The sequence below is a fragment of the Porphyromonas cangingivalis genome (assembly GCF_900638305.1).
Taxonomy (GTDB): Bacteria; Bacteroidota; Bacteroidia; order Bacteroidales; family Porphyromonadaceae; genus Porphyromonas_A; species Porphyromonas_A cangingivalis.
In genome coordinates this window covers 1,468,174-1,485,872 of record NZ_LR134506.1, presented here as the reverse complement: position 1 = coordinate 1,485,872, position 17,699 = coordinate 1,468,174, and the positions used below count along the sequence as shown (strand labels likewise).

At 50.2% G+C, this 17,699-nt stretch carries 12 protein-coding genes; 10 read left to right on the top strand and 2 right to left on the bottom strand.

All coding sequences use genetic code 11. The features are described 5' to 3' along the window. Positions 1-33 precede the first annotated feature (33 nt). The 5 genes from EL262_RS06145 to EL262_RS06125 all read left to right on the top strand — a co-directional run bounded on the left by EL262_RS06145 (position 34) and on the right by EL262_RS06125 (position 5,663). On the top strand, positions 34-2,793 hold the full coding sequence (locus tag EL262_RS06145) for a BamA/OMP85 family outer membrane protein (protein WP_025837492.1): 2,760 nt from the start codon (positions 34-36) through the stop codon (positions 2,791-2,793). Positions 2,794-2,873: 80 nt separating this feature from the next. Next, the gene (locus tag EL262_RS06140; RefSeq protein WP_025837495.1) at positions 2,874-3,398 is read left to right on the top strand and encodes an OmpH/Skp family outer membrane protein; all 525 of its coding nucleotides are present in this window, start codon (positions 2,874-2,876) and stop codon (positions 3,396-3,398) included. A 46-nt stretch (positions 3,399-3,444) separates the two neighbouring features. Further along, on the top strand, positions 3,445-3,951 hold the full coding sequence (locus EL262_RS06135; protein WP_025837497.1) for an OmpH/Skp family outer membrane protein: 507 nt from the start codon (positions 3,445-3,447) through the stop codon (positions 3,949-3,951). A gap of 241 nt (positions 3,952-4,192) precedes the next feature. Continuing rightward, positions 4,193-5,014: a 3-methyl-2-oxobutanoate hydroxymethyltransferase gene (gene panB, locus EL262_RS06130; RefSeq protein WP_025837500.1), complete on the top strand. Its 822-nt coding sequence runs from the start codon at positions 4,193-4,195 to the stop codon at positions 5,012-5,014. A gap of 37 nt (positions 5,015-5,051) precedes the next feature. After that, positions 5,052-5,663 (top strand): trimeric intracellular cation channel family protein, encoded by a 612-nt coding sequence (locus tag EL262_RS06125; protein ID WP_036847722.1) that lies wholly within the window; start codon positions 5,052-5,054, stop codon positions 5,661-5,663. A 150-nt stretch (positions 5,664-5,813) separates the two neighbouring features. Here EL262_RS06125 and EL262_RS06120 read toward each other — a convergent pair whose 3' ends face one another. Beyond that, positions 5,814-6,575, bottom strand: coding sequence for a DUF6935 domain-containing protein (locus EL262_RS06120; RefSeq protein WP_025837502.1), 762 nt, complete (start codon positions 6,573-6,575; stop codon positions 5,814-5,816). A 712-nt stretch (positions 6,576-7,287) separates the two neighbouring features. Between EL262_RS06120 and EL262_RS06115 the strand changes: the two genes are divergently transcribed. Continuing rightward, positions 7,288-8,460: an AAA family ATPase gene (locus EL262_RS06115; RefSeq protein ID WP_025837503.1), complete on the top strand. Its 1,173-nt coding sequence runs from the start codon at positions 7,288-7,290 to the stop codon at positions 8,458-8,460. Positions 8,461-8,540: 80 nt separating this feature from the next. Next, positions 8,541-12,095 (top strand): pyruvate:ferredoxin (flavodoxin) oxidoreductase, encoded by a 3,555-nt coding sequence (gene nifJ / locus EL262_RS06110; RefSeq protein ID WP_078735703.1) that lies wholly within the window; start codon positions 8,541-8,543, stop codon positions 12,093-12,095. Between the two features lie 551 nt (positions 12,096-12,646). Here nifJ and hemH read toward each other — a convergent pair. Beyond that, entirely contained in the window at positions 12,647-13,669 is a 1,023-nt protein-coding gene (gene hemH, locus EL262_RS06105) for a ferrochelatase (protein ID WP_025837505.1), read from the bottom strand. 369 nt (positions 13,670-14,038) lie between these two features. Between hemH and EL262_RS06100 the strand changes: the two genes are divergently transcribed. From EL262_RS06100 to nrfA, 3 genes are all read left to right on the top strand, one after another. Continuing rightward, complete coding sequence (locus EL262_RS06100) at positions 14,039-15,022, top strand: tyrosine-protein phosphatase (protein ID WP_025837506.1); 984 nt, start codon at positions 14,039-14,041, stop codon at positions 15,020-15,022. Positions 15,023-15,323: 301 nt separating this feature from the next. Next, positions 15,324-15,941 (top strand): cytochrome c nitrite reductase small subunit, encoded by a 618-nt coding sequence (nrfH, locus tag EL262_RS06095; RefSeq protein ID WP_025837508.1) that lies wholly within the window; start codon positions 15,324-15,326, stop codon positions 15,939-15,941. 30 nt (positions 15,942-15,971) lie between these two features. Further along, positions 15,972-17,471, top strand: a complete 1,500-nt coding sequence (gene nrfA / locus EL262_RS06090; protein WP_025837510.1) for an ammonia-forming cytochrome c nitrite reductase — start codon at positions 15,972-15,974, stop codon at positions 17,469-17,471. Positions 17,472-17,699: the final 228 nt, after the last annotated feature.

Here is a 17,699-nt window from a genome sequence, read left to right as displayed (position 1 = left end):
CAACTGAAACAGATATCAGAATAAACAGAGAATATGAAGATACGTAATTATACATCCGGGATCGGCAAGATATGGGGAGCGTTGCTCTGCTGCACTGTGGCAACAACAGCGTGGGCCCAAGAGGCTCCAAAGGACACCGTGCCCCCTTCCAAAGAGGTGCCGACTATCTCTTACGCTCACCCTGTCAATAAGATGATCGCGGGTATCGAGGTCCGAGGCAACAAGAGCTACGATGCCCCCATAGTCATCAGCGTGTCGGGTCTTGCAGTAGGACAGCGTGTCGACATCCCCGGGGATGCGATCACCAATGCGGTACATAATTACAATCGCAACGGACTCTTCTCTGAAGTGAGTATAGAGGCAAGCCGTATCGAAGGCGACAATGTTTGGCTCGTCATCAACATCGTCGAGCGTCCACGTCTCTCTGAACTCCGTATCAATGGGGTGAAGAAGGGTGAAGCAGAGTCTTTGATGAAAAATCAACTCGCTTCTCTCTCTCAAGGTGCACACATCACACCAAACATCATCGACAGAGCTAAGATCGTCATCTCAAGGTTTTTCGACGAGAAGGGATTCGGCAATGTGAAGATCGATACACGTGAGACGCCCGATCCGAGCCGTGAGGGGTATGTGCTCTTGGACTTTGACGTGCAGAAGAATACGAAGACCAAGGTGCATCAGATCAACTTCATCGGCAACAAAAATGTTACGGACTTCCAGCTACACAAGGCGATGAAGAAGACCAACGAGCGTTTTTCGCTTGTGCGTAACCCCTGGAACAGTATCTTGGAGATCTTCAATTCGAGCAAGTTTGTCCAAAAAGACTATCAGGAGGATCTGAACAACATTTTGTCGCTCTATCACCAGCACGGTTATAGGGATGCCGAGATCATTGCTGATACCGTTTACCGTCACAACGACAAGAGATACAACATCGACATCACCATCGATGAGGGAAAGAGATATTACATCAAAGACATCAACTTCGTCGGTAATACGAAGTACACCACCGAGACCCTCGAACGCCTCTTCGGGATGAAGCGTGGAGATGTCTACGACCAGAAGAAGCTTGAGGCGCGTCTCAATATGGATGAAGATGCGATCAGTAACCTCTATACCAACAACGGCTATCTCTTTGCAAATATGCAACCGATAGAGACAGAGGTCGCAGGCGACTCGGTCACCCTTGACATACGCATATTCGAAGGCAAGCCTGCAACGATCAACAAGGTCATCATCAATGGTAGTGATCGCCTTTACGAAGATGTCGTCCGTCGCGAACTCTATACCAAGCCCGGTATGCTCTTCAGCAAGGATTATATCATTCGTTCGATACGTCAGTTGGCACAGATGCAGCACTTCGACAACGAAAAGATCGTGCCTAACCCCATCCCAAATCAAGAGAACGGTACTGTGGACATCGAATGGGATCTTGTCTCAAAGAGTAACGACCAGGTAGAGCTTTCTCTTGGCTGGAGCCAGACCGGTCTCATCGGCCGTGCGGCATTGAAGTTTACCAACTTCTCGATGAAGAACCTCTTCAACCCCAAGACCTACAAGGGGATCATTCCACAGGGTGAAGGGCAGACTCTCACACTCAGTGCGCAGACCAATGCTCGCTACTACCAGTCGTATAGTATTCAGTTCATGGATCCATGGTTCGGCGGTAAGCGACCCAATATGTTCAGCATCTCTGCATGGTGGTCACGCCAGACCCAGATCAACTATAAGTTCTATCAGTCTCAGCTCCAAAATCTTCCTTATGATCCGATGTATGGAGGATACGGCTATGGGGGGTATCCCGGTTACGGCTACGGAGGCTATCCGGGAGCTTATGGTTATGGAGGGTACGGTGGTTACAACTATGGAGGGTACGGTTATGGCTACGATGCTTCGGCCCTCTTGGAGAGTGCTTACGACCCCGATCGTACACTCGATATCTTTGGTGGTAACATCGCTTATGGTAAGCGACTCATGTGGCCCGATGATAACTTCCAGGTTCAACTCGGTCTCAACTATACCGTTTACAGGATGAGAAACTGGAACCAGCCTTACCTCAACTTCGGTCTTGAGAACGGTATCTCCAACGACCTCAACCTCTCTTTCAACATTGCTCGTGTCTCCATCGACAACCCCGTCTACACTCGTCGTGGGTCAAACTTCTCGCTCAACCTCGCAGCGACCCCCCCTTACTCACTCTTCGATAAGATCGACTACTCCGATCCTACCGTCTCACCCGAGAAGCGCAACAGGTTCATCGAGTACTACAAGATCAAGGTGAAAGGACAGACCTTCTTGCCACTCATCGACGAGCGTACTTATAAGCGTGTGCCGGTGCTCATGACAAGAGCAGAAGCCGGATTTATCGGGTCATACAATCCCAATAAGCAGTCACCGTTCGGTACATTCTTTGTCGGGGGCGACGGTACTTCGGGTTACTACGGGTCAGGTTACCTCAATGAGACCATCGGGCTCCGTGGTTACAAGAACGGTAGCATCGCCGGCTCCGCTTACTCGTACACTCGTCTCAGCATGGAGTTGAGATACCCTCTCGTGTTCGAAAATAGCACTACCATTTGGATTCTCGGCTTTGCCGAAGCCGGTAATGCTTGGACACGCCTGAAAGACTTCAACCCATTCCAACTCAAACGCTCTGTCGGTGTCGGTGCGCGTATCATCCTTCCGATGATCGGACTCATGGGTATCGACTGGGGTTACGGTTTTGATGTGCCCAACAACGGTTTCGAAAGAGGTGGTAGCAACCTCCACTTTGTCATCGGTCAAGAGTTCTAACACACAAGATACCAAGTGATATAATAGTTGCCAAACGGCTACGTTTGGTCAGTGCAAACTAACTAAAACATAGTGTCATTATGAAACGATTACTACTGACTATCACACTACTTATGGGCTCCCTCTTCGGTGTCGCCCAAGCACAGAATGCCAACTACGCACTCATAGATATGCAATATCTCTCTTCGAAGCTCCCGGCTTACAAGAAGGCTACCGAACAACTCAAGGAGATGACTGAGAAGTGGGAGAAGGAGATTAACGCTTACCGCGAAGAGGCGAAGAAGATGTACATCAGCTATCAGAAGGACATGGCTCGCCTCTCCTCTCAGGCAAAGGTCGAGCGTGAGGATGCCATCGTCAATGTCGAAGAGCGTGTACGTCAGCTTCAGCAAAAGTACTTCGGTCCCAAGGGTGAACTTGCCAAGAAGCAGGAAGAGCTTATCAAACCCATCCAAGACAATATCTACGAGGCTGTCAAGCTCATATCAGCAAGGAGAGGTTACCTCATGGTGCTCGATAGAGCTTCCGTCACAGGTATTATCTTCGCAGATCCCAAGGCCGACATCAGCAATGATGTCCTCGCCGTGCTGGGTTACAGAGAATAAACAACACAGAATTAACTAACAACACAAATAAAAACAAGAATTGAAAATGAAAAAGTATCTATTAGCACTCGTACTCCTCATCCTTCCATCGTTTGTCTTCGCGCAAGAAGCACAGAAGGTGGCAGTCGTCAACACACAGATGATCTTCGCCGAAATGCCGGACACAAAGGCAATGCAGAAAGAGCTCGAAAAGCTCCAAAAGACGTACGAAGAGTCTATCGAACTCATGAAGCAAGAGCTCCAAAAGAAGTATGAAGACTACGTTGCGAAGCAAGACACTTACATCGAGACCATCAAGGCAGCTAAGCAAAAGGAGATCCAAGACATCAACCAGCGCATCCAAGACACTTTGCGTGTGGCGGAAGAAGACCTTCAGAGCAAGAGCCAAAAGCTCATGGCTCCTATCCAACAGAAGATCAAGGATGCCATCAACAAGGTCGGTGCTGAAAATGGTTTCGCTTACATCCTTGATGCACAAGCAATGCTTTATGTCGGCTCAGCCGGTATCGATGCTACCGATCTCGTACGCAACAAGCTTGGCTTGAAGAAGTAATCCTTCCTCCGTGCCTCATACAGAAGGGTCAGTATCGGACTTGATTTCGGATACTGACCCTTTTTCTTTTTTGAGGCCTCTTAGTCTTCTCTTTCGGTGCATCGTATCGTAAGGGAGGTGATGTGAGGGTGGCGGTTAGGAGGACAGGGTTTTTACTCATTGCCCATTCGTAATAGTCTTCGTATATTTGTCCTCTCTTAGGGAGTTTTTTTGATGACTTACAACACTTATACACAATACAATGAGCAATTATCTAAGTACCGATACGTGTAAGATCACGACGGCAAGACTATTGGAGATGAAGCGTAAGGAGGAGAAGATCTCGATGATCACGTCGTATGACTTCTCGATGGCTCGGCTGGCAGATGCTGCCATGGTCGATGCTATCCTCGTGGGAGACTCGGCAGCCAATGTCATGGCGGGGCATGCCACAACACTACCGATCACCCTTGATCAGATGATCTACCACGCACAGTGTGTGGTGAGGGGTGTACAGAGGGCTTTTGTCGTGGTCGACCTCCCTTTCGGGACATATCAGGGGGACTCCATCGAGGCACTCAAGTCGGCAGTCAGAGTGATGAAAGAGACCGGTGCAGACTGTCTCAAGATGGAGGGCGGAGCAGAGATACGTGAATCTGTCGAACGCATCCTCAGTGCCGGTATCCCGGTGATGGCTCACCTTGGTCTCACGCCACAGTCGATCAATAAGTTTGGTTCCTACGGCGTCCGAGCTCAGGGCGAAGCCGAAGCTCGCAAACTCCGTGAGGATGCCCTCCTGCTGGAGAGCTTGGGTTGCTGTGCCCTCGTGCTCGAGAAGATCCCTGCAAGTCTCGCCGAAGAAGTGTCCAAGACCCTCTCCATCCCTGTCATCGGTATAGGTGCAGGCCGGAAGGTGGACGGACAGGTGCTTGTCCTTCAGGATATGCTCGGGATCACTCAGGGCTTCTCTCCTAAGTTTTTACGCAGGTATGCCAATCTCGGTGAGGAGATCAAGGATGCGATCAACCGCTATGTCTCCGATGTCAAGACTCTGGACTTTCCCAACGAGAGTGAGCAGTACTGATGTCCATATATCATGATCTCATCAATATTATTTTATTATGGTAGACTTCGTTACTCTATGTGACTATCTCGGGACTTTTGCTTTTGCTGTCTCCGGTATCCGATTGGCTTCGAGCAAGAAGATAGACCTCTTCGGTGCTTATGTCGTCGGCCTTGCGACAGCTGTGGGCGGAGGTACGATCAGAGACTTGCTCTTGGGGCTTACCCCTTTCTGGCTCACACAGTCTTCTTATGTCATCATCACCTTCATCGCCCTGCTGTATGTCGCCATCTTCCGTAAGATCGTTATCCGTATGAGTCCGACGGTGTTCATCTTCGATGCCGTCGGTCTCGGACTCTTTGTCATCGTCGGTATGGACAAGGCCTTTTCGCAAGGTTATCCCGAGTGGGTCGCCATCATCATGGGGGTGATCACGGGATCGTTTGGGGGGTTGATCAGAGACATCTTCTTGCAGGAGATACCGCTCATCTTCCGTAAAGATCTCTATGCCCTTGCCTGTGTCTTTGGGGGGCTTGTGTACACGGCGTTGTTTCACCTCGGTATTACTCAAGGTGTGGCTCAGGTCATCTCGGCAGTGAGTATCATCCTCTGCCGTATCTTGGCGGTCAAATACCACCTCGGGCTTCCCACACTCAAGGGCGAAGACTGACGCTCCTCTGTTTGCCGAAATATGCTTCTTGATATAGCTTCGAGGAGACAACTCGATAGATGAACATAAAAAACTCCCTCTCGGTAATGAGGCTTGACAGCTGATACCGAGAGGGAGTTTTTTATGTTTTGTGTGGCCTTGTCTCAGGGATTAGTCAAGTCCTTCAAATGTCTGGTCAAACTTGATGTCGCGGACATTAAAGTAAGCATCCGACATGTAGACGAGGAAGTACTCGTTCTTTGGATCCATGTTTTCTTCGTCATGTCTTGTGAGCTTGATGATTGCATCCTTGTCGCTACCATTGTTGACGATGTAGAGGTTGAGGTAGATGATGTCGTTGCCGGATTTTCCGTATTGGCGACCTTCATCCACCTTGACACGGATGGTGTAAGGCTTGGTAGGCTTGTAGCCATTGTCATATCTTGCGCCATCGAGGTATGCAGCGTATTGGTAAGGCTTCTTGACCCCACCTTTGAGCTTGTTCATGAGCGCACCCTTTGGAGCGACATAGTTCTTTGTGCCGATGATTTCGAGGCACTGCATACCGATGTTGGCATTGCGACGATACATTTCAAGAGCCATGATGTTGAGTGCAGCTGCTCCGTGAGGAGTCTTGCCGATCTGGTTGCGCACTTGCTTGAACTCTTCTACCGAAGCAGGAAATCTGTTGAAGGATACCGATCCCTTCTGTCCTGATACGAAAGTGGTAGGGTTGATCTCTCCCTCGATGCTTACCGAAAGGGCAGGGAGGTTGCCTGTGTTTGGATTGTTGTCGGGGTTTTCTTTCTTTGTGTCTTCGGGTGTTTGTTTCTTTCCGTTGTCGGGAGTTGTTGAGCCACCGCAAGAAGATAGTGCCAACGATGCCACAGTCGCAAGTGAGAGTAGCGAAAGGTGGAGTCTGTTCAGTTTCATGTTTGTTTTACTGTATTATAAAAGTTAATAAAAGAAGTGAGCGAGTCACGGACGCACAGAACACACCAGTCTTCAGTCATGGAGATATGTCCACGACCAAACCGGGATGCAAGCATCCACATCTGTGCATTACACGTATTCGGTAAAACTTCACAAGAACTGAAAATCCCTTCCCCAGTCCTCTCCCCAAAGTCTTAGCTGTGATAGCGTGTTTTCGGTGGGCAAAGATACAAAAAATCTTAACTGAGCAAAGGACCTCGGACATGTTTTGATATTCCGGAGGTGGACAGAACGTATTCTGTGATGCGACAGAATGTTTTCTGTCCCGTGCCAGAATGCTTTCTGTCGTAAAAAGTGAAGAGAATCTTTGTGTAGAGACGAATTGTCTTTCATCGCTTTTTGTGTCCGGATCCCTACTTCTTGTTAGCGAGGGTAGCCATTAGGTAGAAATTAAGTGCAGACAGCTTTGTGTGGAATGTGTAAAGGGTTGAAGAATTAATTTGTAATCAGTGGGTTGCGTTGTTTTAATGTTTAGTTAAATGATGGATAAATTGTAACGTGGAGATTGCATAATTAAAAAATAATACCTACTTTTGGGGATGAAATTGAGAAGGTGTAGGTAGATCCCGCTCTCACCACTTAGGGTGGGATATATTTCGCTCGAAACAATGAACGAATCGTAACCAAAACATAAGAGGACCGAGAGCCTATAATGGACGCATTTTACAAGATACACAGACGACTTTTGGATCACCGCTCCAAGCATGTGCGACGTACGCTCATGGATGAGATCGATCCTACGCACAGGTTTATCTGTGTAAGGGGTACCAGAGGTATCGGTAAGACGTCTTTTCTGTTGGATTATGTGGCTGAGCACTATCGTCCCGTAGCGAGTGAGTGCTTGTATGCCAATCTCAACCACTTCTACTTCTCCGAGCATACGCTGTACGACTTTGCGCGTGCTTTCGTTGAGAGGGGAGGGGAGCTCCTTCTTCTGGATCAGATCTTCAAGTATCCTAACTGGTCTGCCGAGCTGCGCCGTTGTTACGAAGACTTCCCGACTCTGAGGGTCATCGTGGCTGCTTCGTCGGTGATGAGTCTGTCGGAGGAAGCGGACTTCATCAAGGTGTATGATCTGAGAGGTTTTTCGTTCAGAGAGTACTACGGCTTCGTGCACAATGTGGAGCACCCCGCATACACGCTCAAGGATATCCTCATGCACCACGAAGACATTGCGTCGACGATAGTGAATGAGCAGCATCCTGCGGAGGCATTCAACGACTATCTCAAGCAGGGCTTCTATCCGTTCTTTCAGGAGAATGAGGCTTCGTTCGGCGAGACACTTGTCAAGATGATGAACATGACCCTTGAGGTCGATGTGGTATACATCCATCAGATCGAGCCGGCCTACCTCTACAAGCTCCGCAAGCTGCTTTATCTCATTGCTTCGAGTGCGACGAATACCGCAAATGTCTCGACGATGAGCAAGGAGATAGGGACTTCGCGCGCCACGGTGATGAACTACCTCAAGTACCTCGCCGATGCCGGGATGATCACCATGCTCTACAAGCAGGGTGAGGAGTACCCAAAGAAACCACATCGTCTCTATCTCAACAACACAAACATCGCTCAAGCCCTCTCTCTGCACGAACCGCAGGTGGATGACTTGCGCAAGATCTTCCTCCTCAGTCATCTCACGCCATACTACGACGTATGTGCTGCGGAGAGCAATGCCGCCGACTTCCTTGTCGAAGGGCAGTATGCACTCAAGGCGACGGACATCATGAGGAAGCGTGGCGACATGAGCACTTACTTTGTGGTCGATGACCTTACCGTGGGACACGGACGTCAGATACCGCTGTGGCTCTTCGGATTTTTGTATTGACTTTTTATTCACAGACTTATCAATAACTAAACCATTTCGGTGGTTTGCAATCTTAATAAACTAATTACAAGTGTTTTGCTATGAGTAAGGGAAAAACATTTATTACTTGTGATGGTAATCAGGCTGCTGCGCATATCGCATATATGTTCAGCGAAGTAGCTGCGATCTACCCTATCACACCTTCGACAACAATGGCGGAGTATGTGGACGAATGGGCTGCATACGGCCGTAAGAACATCTTCGGAGAGACCGTCCGAGTACAAGAGATGCAGAGTGAGGCCGGTGCTGCCGGTGCCCTTCACGGTTCGCTCCAAGCAGGTGCGCTCACCACTACATTTACGGCTTCTCAGGGTCTTCTCTTGATGATCCCTAATATGTACAAGATCGCAGGTCAGCTATTGCCTTGCGTCTTCCACGTATCGGCTCGTGCCATCGCTGCTCAAGCCCTTTCTATCTTCGGTGACCACCAGGACGTGATGTCTGTGCGTCAGACAGGTTTTGCACAACTTTGCTCGGGCTCGGTGCAGGAGGTGATGGACATCGCCGGAGTCGCACACTTGGCAACCATAAAGACAAGCGTACCTTTCGTCCACTTCTTCGACGGCTTCCGTACCTCACACGAGATCCAGAAGATCGAAGCGATGAACATGGAGGATATAGCTCCACTGATCGACCAGGAAGCACTTGCGAAGTTCCGCAAGAGAGCACTCAACCCCGAAGCACCTGTTGCTCGTGGTACTGCTCAGAACCCCGACATCTACTTCCAAGCTCGTGAAGCATCCAACCCATTCTATGACACCGTACCGGAGACTGTACAGATGTACCTCGATGAGATCGCAAAGATCACAGGTCGTCAGTACCACCTCTTCGACTATTACGGTGCAGAGGATGCTGAAGATGTCATCATCGCTATGGGCTCGGTGACAGAAGCCATCCGCGAGACAGTGGACTACCTCATGGCCAAGGGTCGCAAGGTGGGTCTCCTCAGCGTTCACCTCTATCGTCCTTTCTCTGCAAAGCACTTCTTGGCGGCTATGCCAAAGAGCGTGAAGCGCATCGCTGTGCTTGACCGTACAAAGGAACCCGGTGCCAACGGTGAGCCTCTTTACCTCGATGTCAAGGACTGCTACTATGGCAAGAAGGATGCTCCTCTTATCGTAGGTGGTCGTTACGGTCTATCTTCCAAGGATACCACTCCTGCTCAGATCCTCGCAGTGTATGACAACCTCGCGATGAATATGCCTAAGAACCGCTTCACCATCGGTATCGTCGATGACGTTACGTTCACTTCACTTCCTGTCAAGAAGGAGTTGGAGTTTGACAACGGTTTCGAAGCTAAGTTCTACGGTCTTGGTGCTGACGGTACCGTCGGTGCGAACAAGAACTCTGTCAAGATCATCGGTGACAACACAGAGAAGTACTGCCAGGCATACTTTGCTTACGACTCTAAGAAGTCGGGTGGTTTCACTTGCTCTCACCTCCGCTTCGGTGACACACCTATCCGTTCGACATATCTTGTCAACAACCCTCACTTCCTCGCTTGCCACGTGCCGGCATACCTTCGTCTCTATGACGTGACCAAGGGTCTCCGTAAAAACGGTACGTTCCTCCTCAACTCCATCTGGGGTCTTGATGAGATCGAAGAACACTTGCCAAACAAGGTGAAGGCTTACCTTGCCAAGAACAATATCTCGTTCTATATGATCAATGCGACACAGATCGCACAAGAGATCGGTCTCGGTAACCGTACCAACACCATCCTCCAGTCTGCGTTCTTCAAGATCGCAAACGTCATCCCTTACGAACTCGCAGTCGAACAGATGAAGAAGTTCATCGTCAAGAGCTACGGTAAGAAGGGTGAAAACATCGTCAACATGAACTACGCTGCGGTAGACCGTGGTGCAGAAGTCATCCAAGTCCCTGTGAAGCCTGAGTGGGCTACACTTGAGCCCGAAGCTCCGGTGATGCACGAAGGCGATACAGAGTTCATCCACCATGTCGTACGCACCATCAATGCACAAGAAGGTGACAGCCTCCCTGTATCGGCATTCAAGGGTCGCGAAGACGGTACTTGGGATCAGGGCACCGCAGCTTCTGAAAAGAGAGGTGTGGCAGCGTTCGTCCCAGAGTGGAAGGCAGAGAACTGTATCCAGTGTAACCAGTGTGCATTCGTCTGTCCTCACGCAACGATCCGTCCATTCGTCCTCGACGAGGCAGAGCAAGGCAAGAAGCCCGAAGGCTACGACACTCTCAAGGCTATCGGTAAGCCATTTGCAGATATGCAGTTCCGTATTCAGGTCAATGTCCTCGACTGTCTCGGTTGTGGCAACTGTGCTGATGTCTGTCCGGGCAACAAGAATGGTAAGGCCCTCGAAATGATGCCTATCGAAAGCCAGATGAACGAAGTGCCACGTTGGGACTACTCTGTCAAGTCTGTCAAGTCTAAGGCGCACCTCGTCGATGTATCGGCTAATGTCAAGAACTCACAGTTCTCTCAGCCTCTGTTCGAGTTCTCCGGAGCATGTGCAGGTTGCGGTGAGACACCATACGTCAAGCTCATCACACAGCTCTTCGGTGACCGTCAGATGGTAGCGAACGCGACAGGTTGTTCGTCTATCTACTCAGGTTCGGCACCTTCTACTCCATACACCGTAAACGAAAAGGGGCACGGTCCTGCATGGGCTAACTCTCTCTTCGAAGACAACGCAGAGTTTGGTCTCGGTATGCTCATGGGTACAGAGAAGCTTCGCGATCGTCTTGCTGAGCACGCTAAGAACCTCATCGAAAACGAAAACGCTCCTGCCGAACTCAAGACCCTTCTCCAAGAGTGGCTTGACAACCGCAATGACGGTACCAAGACTCAAGAACTCGCAGAGAAGATCCGTCCGCTCGTAGCTGCAGGTATCTGTCCTGACTGCAAGGGCATCCGTGACTTGTCACAGTATCTCGTGAAGCGTTCACAGTGGATCATCGGTGGTGACGGTTGGGCATACGATATCGGCTTCGGTGGTCTTGACCACGTCATCGCAAGTGGTGAGAACGTCAACATCCTTGTCCTCGACACCGAGGTGTACTCAAACACAGGTGGTCAGAGCTCTAAGTCTACACCGGTAGGTGCTATCGCTAAGTTTGCCGCATCAGGTAAGCGCATCCGTAAGAAGGACCTCGGTCTCATTGCGACCACTTACGGTTACGTTTATGTGGCACAGGTCGCAATGGGTGCGAACCAGGCTCAGACCCTCAAGGCGATCAAGGAGGCCGAAGCATACGACGGACCATCTATCGTCATCGCTTACTCTCCATGTATCTCTCACGGTCTCCGTGCAGGTATGGGTAAGACTCAGAATGAAGCCAAGCGTGCGGTCGAGTGTGGTTACTGGCACCTCTGGAGATACAACCCACAGCTCGAAGCTGAAGGTAAGAATCCATTCCAGATCGACTCGAAGGAACCACAGTGGGAACTCTTCCAAGACTTCCTCAAGGGAGAGGTTCGTTACAACGCACTCCTCAAGCAGTTCCCTGCCGAAGCAGAAGAACTCTTCAAGGCTGCAGAAGAAAACGCTAAGTTCAGATATACAACTTACAAGCGTCTCGCTGCAATGAACTGGAACGAAGGCGAACAAACAGCTGAATAAGCGCAATCCTTTCGGACTACATAAGGAGCGGTCGACCCCCGACCGCTCCCACCTTTACGAGAGCCGTCGGCTACCCATTACGTGGTAGTCGACGGCTCTTCCTTTTGGAGCAGGTAGCTCCTCAAATCCCCTCTCATTTCAAAATGAAGTGCCGGAGGCGGCAAAGCGTTTTTTTTTGTTCCCGTCCCCATCTTTACAGACTTTTTTCGCCACGACAGAGTTCAAACAGCCTTTGGCTTATCAATCAAAGAGGTATGACTTGTTTCATCGAGTAGTGTCAGGCTTTCGGAAAAGGTTGTGGAAGGGTCGAAATTAAGTCGTTTGACTTGATGAAACAAGTCAAACGACTTTCGTCATCAAGTCAAACGACTTTTTTGTCGGGATATATTGTTGTGCTTTCGGGTATTGTGCTTTTGGGTCGAGCCTCATAGACACAGAAAACCCACGGGAAGAAGTGTGGACTTCTTATCCCGTGGGTTATGATTGTCACCAATTAGAGCCGTTCACTTATCGGTCGTGAGAAAGAGGGCTCCCCTTCTCCGGGCGAGACGTCAGAGACCCGCCGGGAGGACTTCGGAGAGAGATAAGGGATTAGATGCGACATCCAAGAGGGCTTTGGCGATGTCTTCACTGTCGTTGAGACAGGGGATGAAGACCAATTCCTCGCCCCCGGCATGGAGGTAATCTTCTTTTGCTTCGAAGCCGATCTCGTCGACACTCTCCAAGCAGTCGCAGATGAAGGAGGGGCAGACCACGACGATGCGCTTCTTTCCCTCCGAGGGTAGGGCTTTCACGCGATCTGTCGTCGCAGGGGAGAGCCATTCGTGATGACCGAAACGTGACTGATAGCAGATCTCGTGTGTCAATCCATCGATGGTGGAGAGGGCAGGGTGCTCCAGCACATCTCGCACCGTTGCCTTACACTGTCGGGGATAGTCTCTCATCGGTTGGCCTACGTAGGGCTTCACCTGATAAAGTGGGATGCCGTGGAAAGAGAAGAGTAGGTGATCTCCCGGACGAGTCTGTGTGGCGATGCTTCGAGCCAGACTCTCGACATAGAGAGGATGATCATGATAGGGGGCTACACAACGCAGGGAGAGTCGCTCCGCACCCAACTTCTGTGCAATGTCTCTGACATGGAGTACCGCCGTCTCGTAACTGCTCATCGCATAGTGAGGGAAGAGGGGTACGAGGATGATCTCTCGCTTGCCCATCGAGACGAGTTCGCGCAGGATGATCTCTGTTGTCTTGTGCTCGTACCTCATCGCACAGCGGACAGGGATACCCGAGAGAGTCTCCATCCTATTGGCAAGGCGATGGGAGTAGAGCCTTAGGAGTGGTCCTTCGTCTGTCCAGATACGTTCGTACTTCTTGATGGACTTCTTTGCTCTCAGAGGGGCAATGATGCCTCTGACAAGTGCGTGACGCAACGGAGCAGCGAGCCCTATGATGCGAGGATCCGTGAGGAAGTTGATGAGGTAGCGTCGCACCTCTTTGAGGGTGAGTGCGAGGGGTGATCCCGTATTGATCAGCACGATGGCTGTGTCGCTTGATTTATCTGAGGTGGGGGGCATATTGTTTTTTGTTGATGGGAGCTGTCAAGCCCATTTGGGGGTGCAAAATATATTCTCCGGTTGGCAAATAGTGCTATTACATCTCTAATAAATGTAAAAAAGCTCAAAGCGTTTATGATAATTCATTCTTCTAATTATCTTTGTACCCGAAGGTTTTGTAGAGAGATGAACAATCCTCGCAAAGGTACCTTTTTTCTGCAAATCTAAGAGTTATACTTTCGATCATTTGGAGGCTTTATGTGCATAACAAAATATAAATCGATATGGCATCGATTGTTGTTTTTGTCTTGTGTTTTCGTCGCAATATCAGGACATACTTCTTGTGCACCCCAAACCCATTTCATAGACACCCATACCAGGCGAAACGAGGTGGGAGACTATGTCATTCACTGGGAGACCTTGCCCCTGATGGAGGGCAAGGTGGATATCTTTGTCTCCGATAACCCGCACCGCTTCCCGGATTCGCCTATGATGACCGAGATGATTTCCAATCAGATGGCGACCTATGATGCTTCGGATGATGTCTCTCGAAAGTTTTTCCTCCTTGTCTTCAACGACAGGCAGGCCGCCATCACCGCTGCGCGACTCCCCATCACCGACAGCTCGATCAATATGCGTGACATGGGAGGCTATATCACCGCCAGCGGATACCCCGTGAGGTGGGGTATGATCGCTCGTTCGGGTGCTTTGCTTGGCATGACCGATAGGGACTCTGCATTGATAGACAACTTCAAGATCAAGTCTCGTCTCATCTTGTCCGAATCCGTCGACCACAAAGAAAATCATGGAGACCTCCCGGGGGTGGAGACACGTATCATCCCCACGATAGTGCCTTGTAACTACGATAAGCGTCTCAGCCATATCCTTGACGGGGATGTCACGCCGGATATGGTCAAGGATATGCAGGTGCAGTATCTCACCGACCTGGCTTATCAGAACAAAGCCCAGTTCTCCGAGGCTTTGCATTTCTTCCTTGATCACAAGAACTATCCCATCCTTATCTCCGACAGGCTGGGTAAGGATCGTGTAGGCTTCCTCGTCATGCTCATCCAGTGCATCCTCGATGTCAGCCACAACGACATCATTCATGAGTACTTGGAGTCCAACCAAGTACTCTCCGCCTCTCGCATGGTACCTTCGGGCTACACTTATCCGAGTGAGGTGCAGGAGAGTCTCACAGAGTACTACCGTTGTCGTGAGAGTGATCTCAATGCTGTCATGGGGACGCTCATCCGTCGGCATGGCAGTATCGCAAAGTACATTGAAGATGTGTTGGACGTCAGGATGGCTGAGCAGAGGTTGCTTCGAAAGATGCTCCTCTTTACAGGTAAGGTGACGCCCCTCTCGAAGTGATAGGTCGTGAGCCTTCTGCTCGCAACAACATGGTATAAGTACAACGCCCTCATCATCCATATCTCGGATGATGAGGGCGTTGTTTTTTTTTCTTGAATGAGCATTTTTTCGTCGAACTCTGTATGGGAAGGTCCTTATATTGTGTCGTTGAGGTGTTAAAATCAGGGCTTTAAGGTCGATGTTGTTTGTTTTCTTGCAAAGAAATTATATCTTTAGGATGTGACTCGGGATGTAATGATGAAGCACAGGAAAAACTCCTTCCCGAGTGAGTGTTGAGGCCCTCACTTCACAGAACTCGATTATGAAGAAGATAAAAACACGTTGGCAACGTCTCAGAGACTACTTCTTACCTACCTATCGTGCCAAGATAGTTGCAGTGCTGTGTGCAGGCACGGTAGTGGGACTGGTCGTCTACCTTGTCTATATGTCGAAGGCATACAGCTATCTCAGTGATGAACCTTCGGTGTGTATCAACTGTCATGTCATGGAGCCTTACTATGCGACTTGGAACCACAGTTCGCACGCCCTCCATGCTACCTGCAACGACTGTCATGTCCCTCACACGTCGATCTTCCATAAATACTTCTTCAAGGCCAAGGACGGTCTCCGTCACTCCTATGTCTTCACGATGAGGGGCGAGCCTCAGGCGATGCAGGCGATCCCGGAGAGCCAGGCTGTCATCTACCAAAACTGTGTACGCTGTCACTCTCAACTCAATCAGGAGTTCGTCCACTCCGGCCGTGTCTGCCCCGTACAGATCAAGGAGGGCTCCGAACAAGCCTGCTGGGACTGTCATCGGGATGTCCCTCATGGTGGTAAGATAGGGCTTTCGGCCACTCCTGCGGCAAGGGTGCCTTTCCCCAAGTCTCCTGTGCCGGATTGGCTCCGTAAGGCAGTCCGTAAGAACGATACGAAATAACATAATACCCAATAAGTAAGACTACAAGTTATGAAAGAAAATCAAAGACGACTTAAATCCTGGCAGGGGTGGTTGCTTTTCTGTGCTGCCGTTGTCGTAGTCTTTTTGCTTGGTATGCTGGCTGCTTCAGTGACCGAGCGACGAGCAGAGATCCGGTCCATCTATGCCAATAAGAAGGTGGAGCTCACGCCTTTTGAGTCTCGTAATGGCATCTATCGAGAAAATTATCCACGACAGTACGACACTTGGACGAATACTGCCGATACCACATTTACTTCGGAGTACAACGGCAGCCAACCCGTCGATGTCCTTGCCCAACGTCCTCAGATGGTGATCTTCTGGGCGGGCTATGCTTTCTCTCGGGAGTACAACACGCCTCGGGGGCATATGCACGCCATCCATGACATGATCGACATCCTCCGCACCGGCAATCCGGGTGTGGATGGTGAGGGTGATCTTCAGCCCGGTACCTGCTGGGTGTGTAAGAGCCCCGACGTCCCTCGTATGATGCAGGCGATGGGGGTGGACAACTTCTACAAGACGAAGTGGAGCGAGCTTGGTAGCGAGATCGTCAATCCTATCGGTTGTGCCGACTGTCACGACCCGGAGACAATGGATCTTCATATCTCTCGTCCTGCCCTCGTGGAGGCTTTCGAGCGCAGAGGTATAGACATCACCAAGGCGACACACCAGGAGATGCGTTCTCTCGTCTGTGCCCAGTGCCACGTGGAGTATTATTTCAAGCCGGATGGCAAGTATCTCACCTTCCCTTGGGACAAAGGGATGACCATGGAGGATGCGGAGAAGTATTACGACGGACTTGAATACTACGACTACATCCATCCGCTGAGCAAGGCTCCCATCCTAAAGGCTCAACATCCTGACTTCGAGCTCTTCACCCAAGGGATCCACGGTCAGAGGGGCGTGTCTTGTGCCGACTGCCATATGCCTTATATGAGTGAGGGGGGGATCAAGTTCAGCGATCACCACATCACCAGCCCACTAAGGTATATCGATCGTACCTGTCAGGTGTGCCACCGTGAGAGTGAAGAGACCCTTCGTCAGAATGTCTATGAGCGTCAGCATAAGGTCATGGAGGCTCGTAATACGCTTGAGAACGAACTCCTCCGAGCTCACATCGAAGCTGAGTTTGCGTGGAAGAAGGGTGCGACAGAGGCTGAGATGGCTTCGGCTCTGAAGCTCATCCGTCAGTCGCAGTGGAGATGGGACTATGTCGTAGCGAGCCATGGGGGATCGTTCCACGCACCACAAGAGTGTCAGCGCATCCTCAGCGCAGGTCTCGAGAAGGCGATGGCCGCACGCCTGTCGATCGCTCGTGTCTTGGCGAAACATGGTTATACGGATGAAGTACCTCTACCAGACATCTCGACCAAGGAGAAGGCTCAGGAGTATATCGGGCTTAATCCCAAAGAACTTAATCGCAAGAAGAAGGAGTTTGTGGAGACCGTAGCTCCAAAGTGGCTTGAAGAGGCCAAGGCTAAGGGGCGTCTCTATATGGCAAAGAAATAAGTTTCATGTACTTCTGCTTTTCGCACAAAAGCCTGTGGTGTCATTAGGCTATGAACATCACAGGCTTTTGTGCGGAAGTAGTGTATTGTGAGGGAATAAGGACCGTTGTGTGTCGCCATCCGATCGGTGCTGTACTCCGTGTTCGAGAGAGTGATACAGCCCTTTGTCTTCGAAGTGTTTTAGGTGTAGTTAGAGATAAATGACCGATAGGAAGTCTTGTCGGGCAGA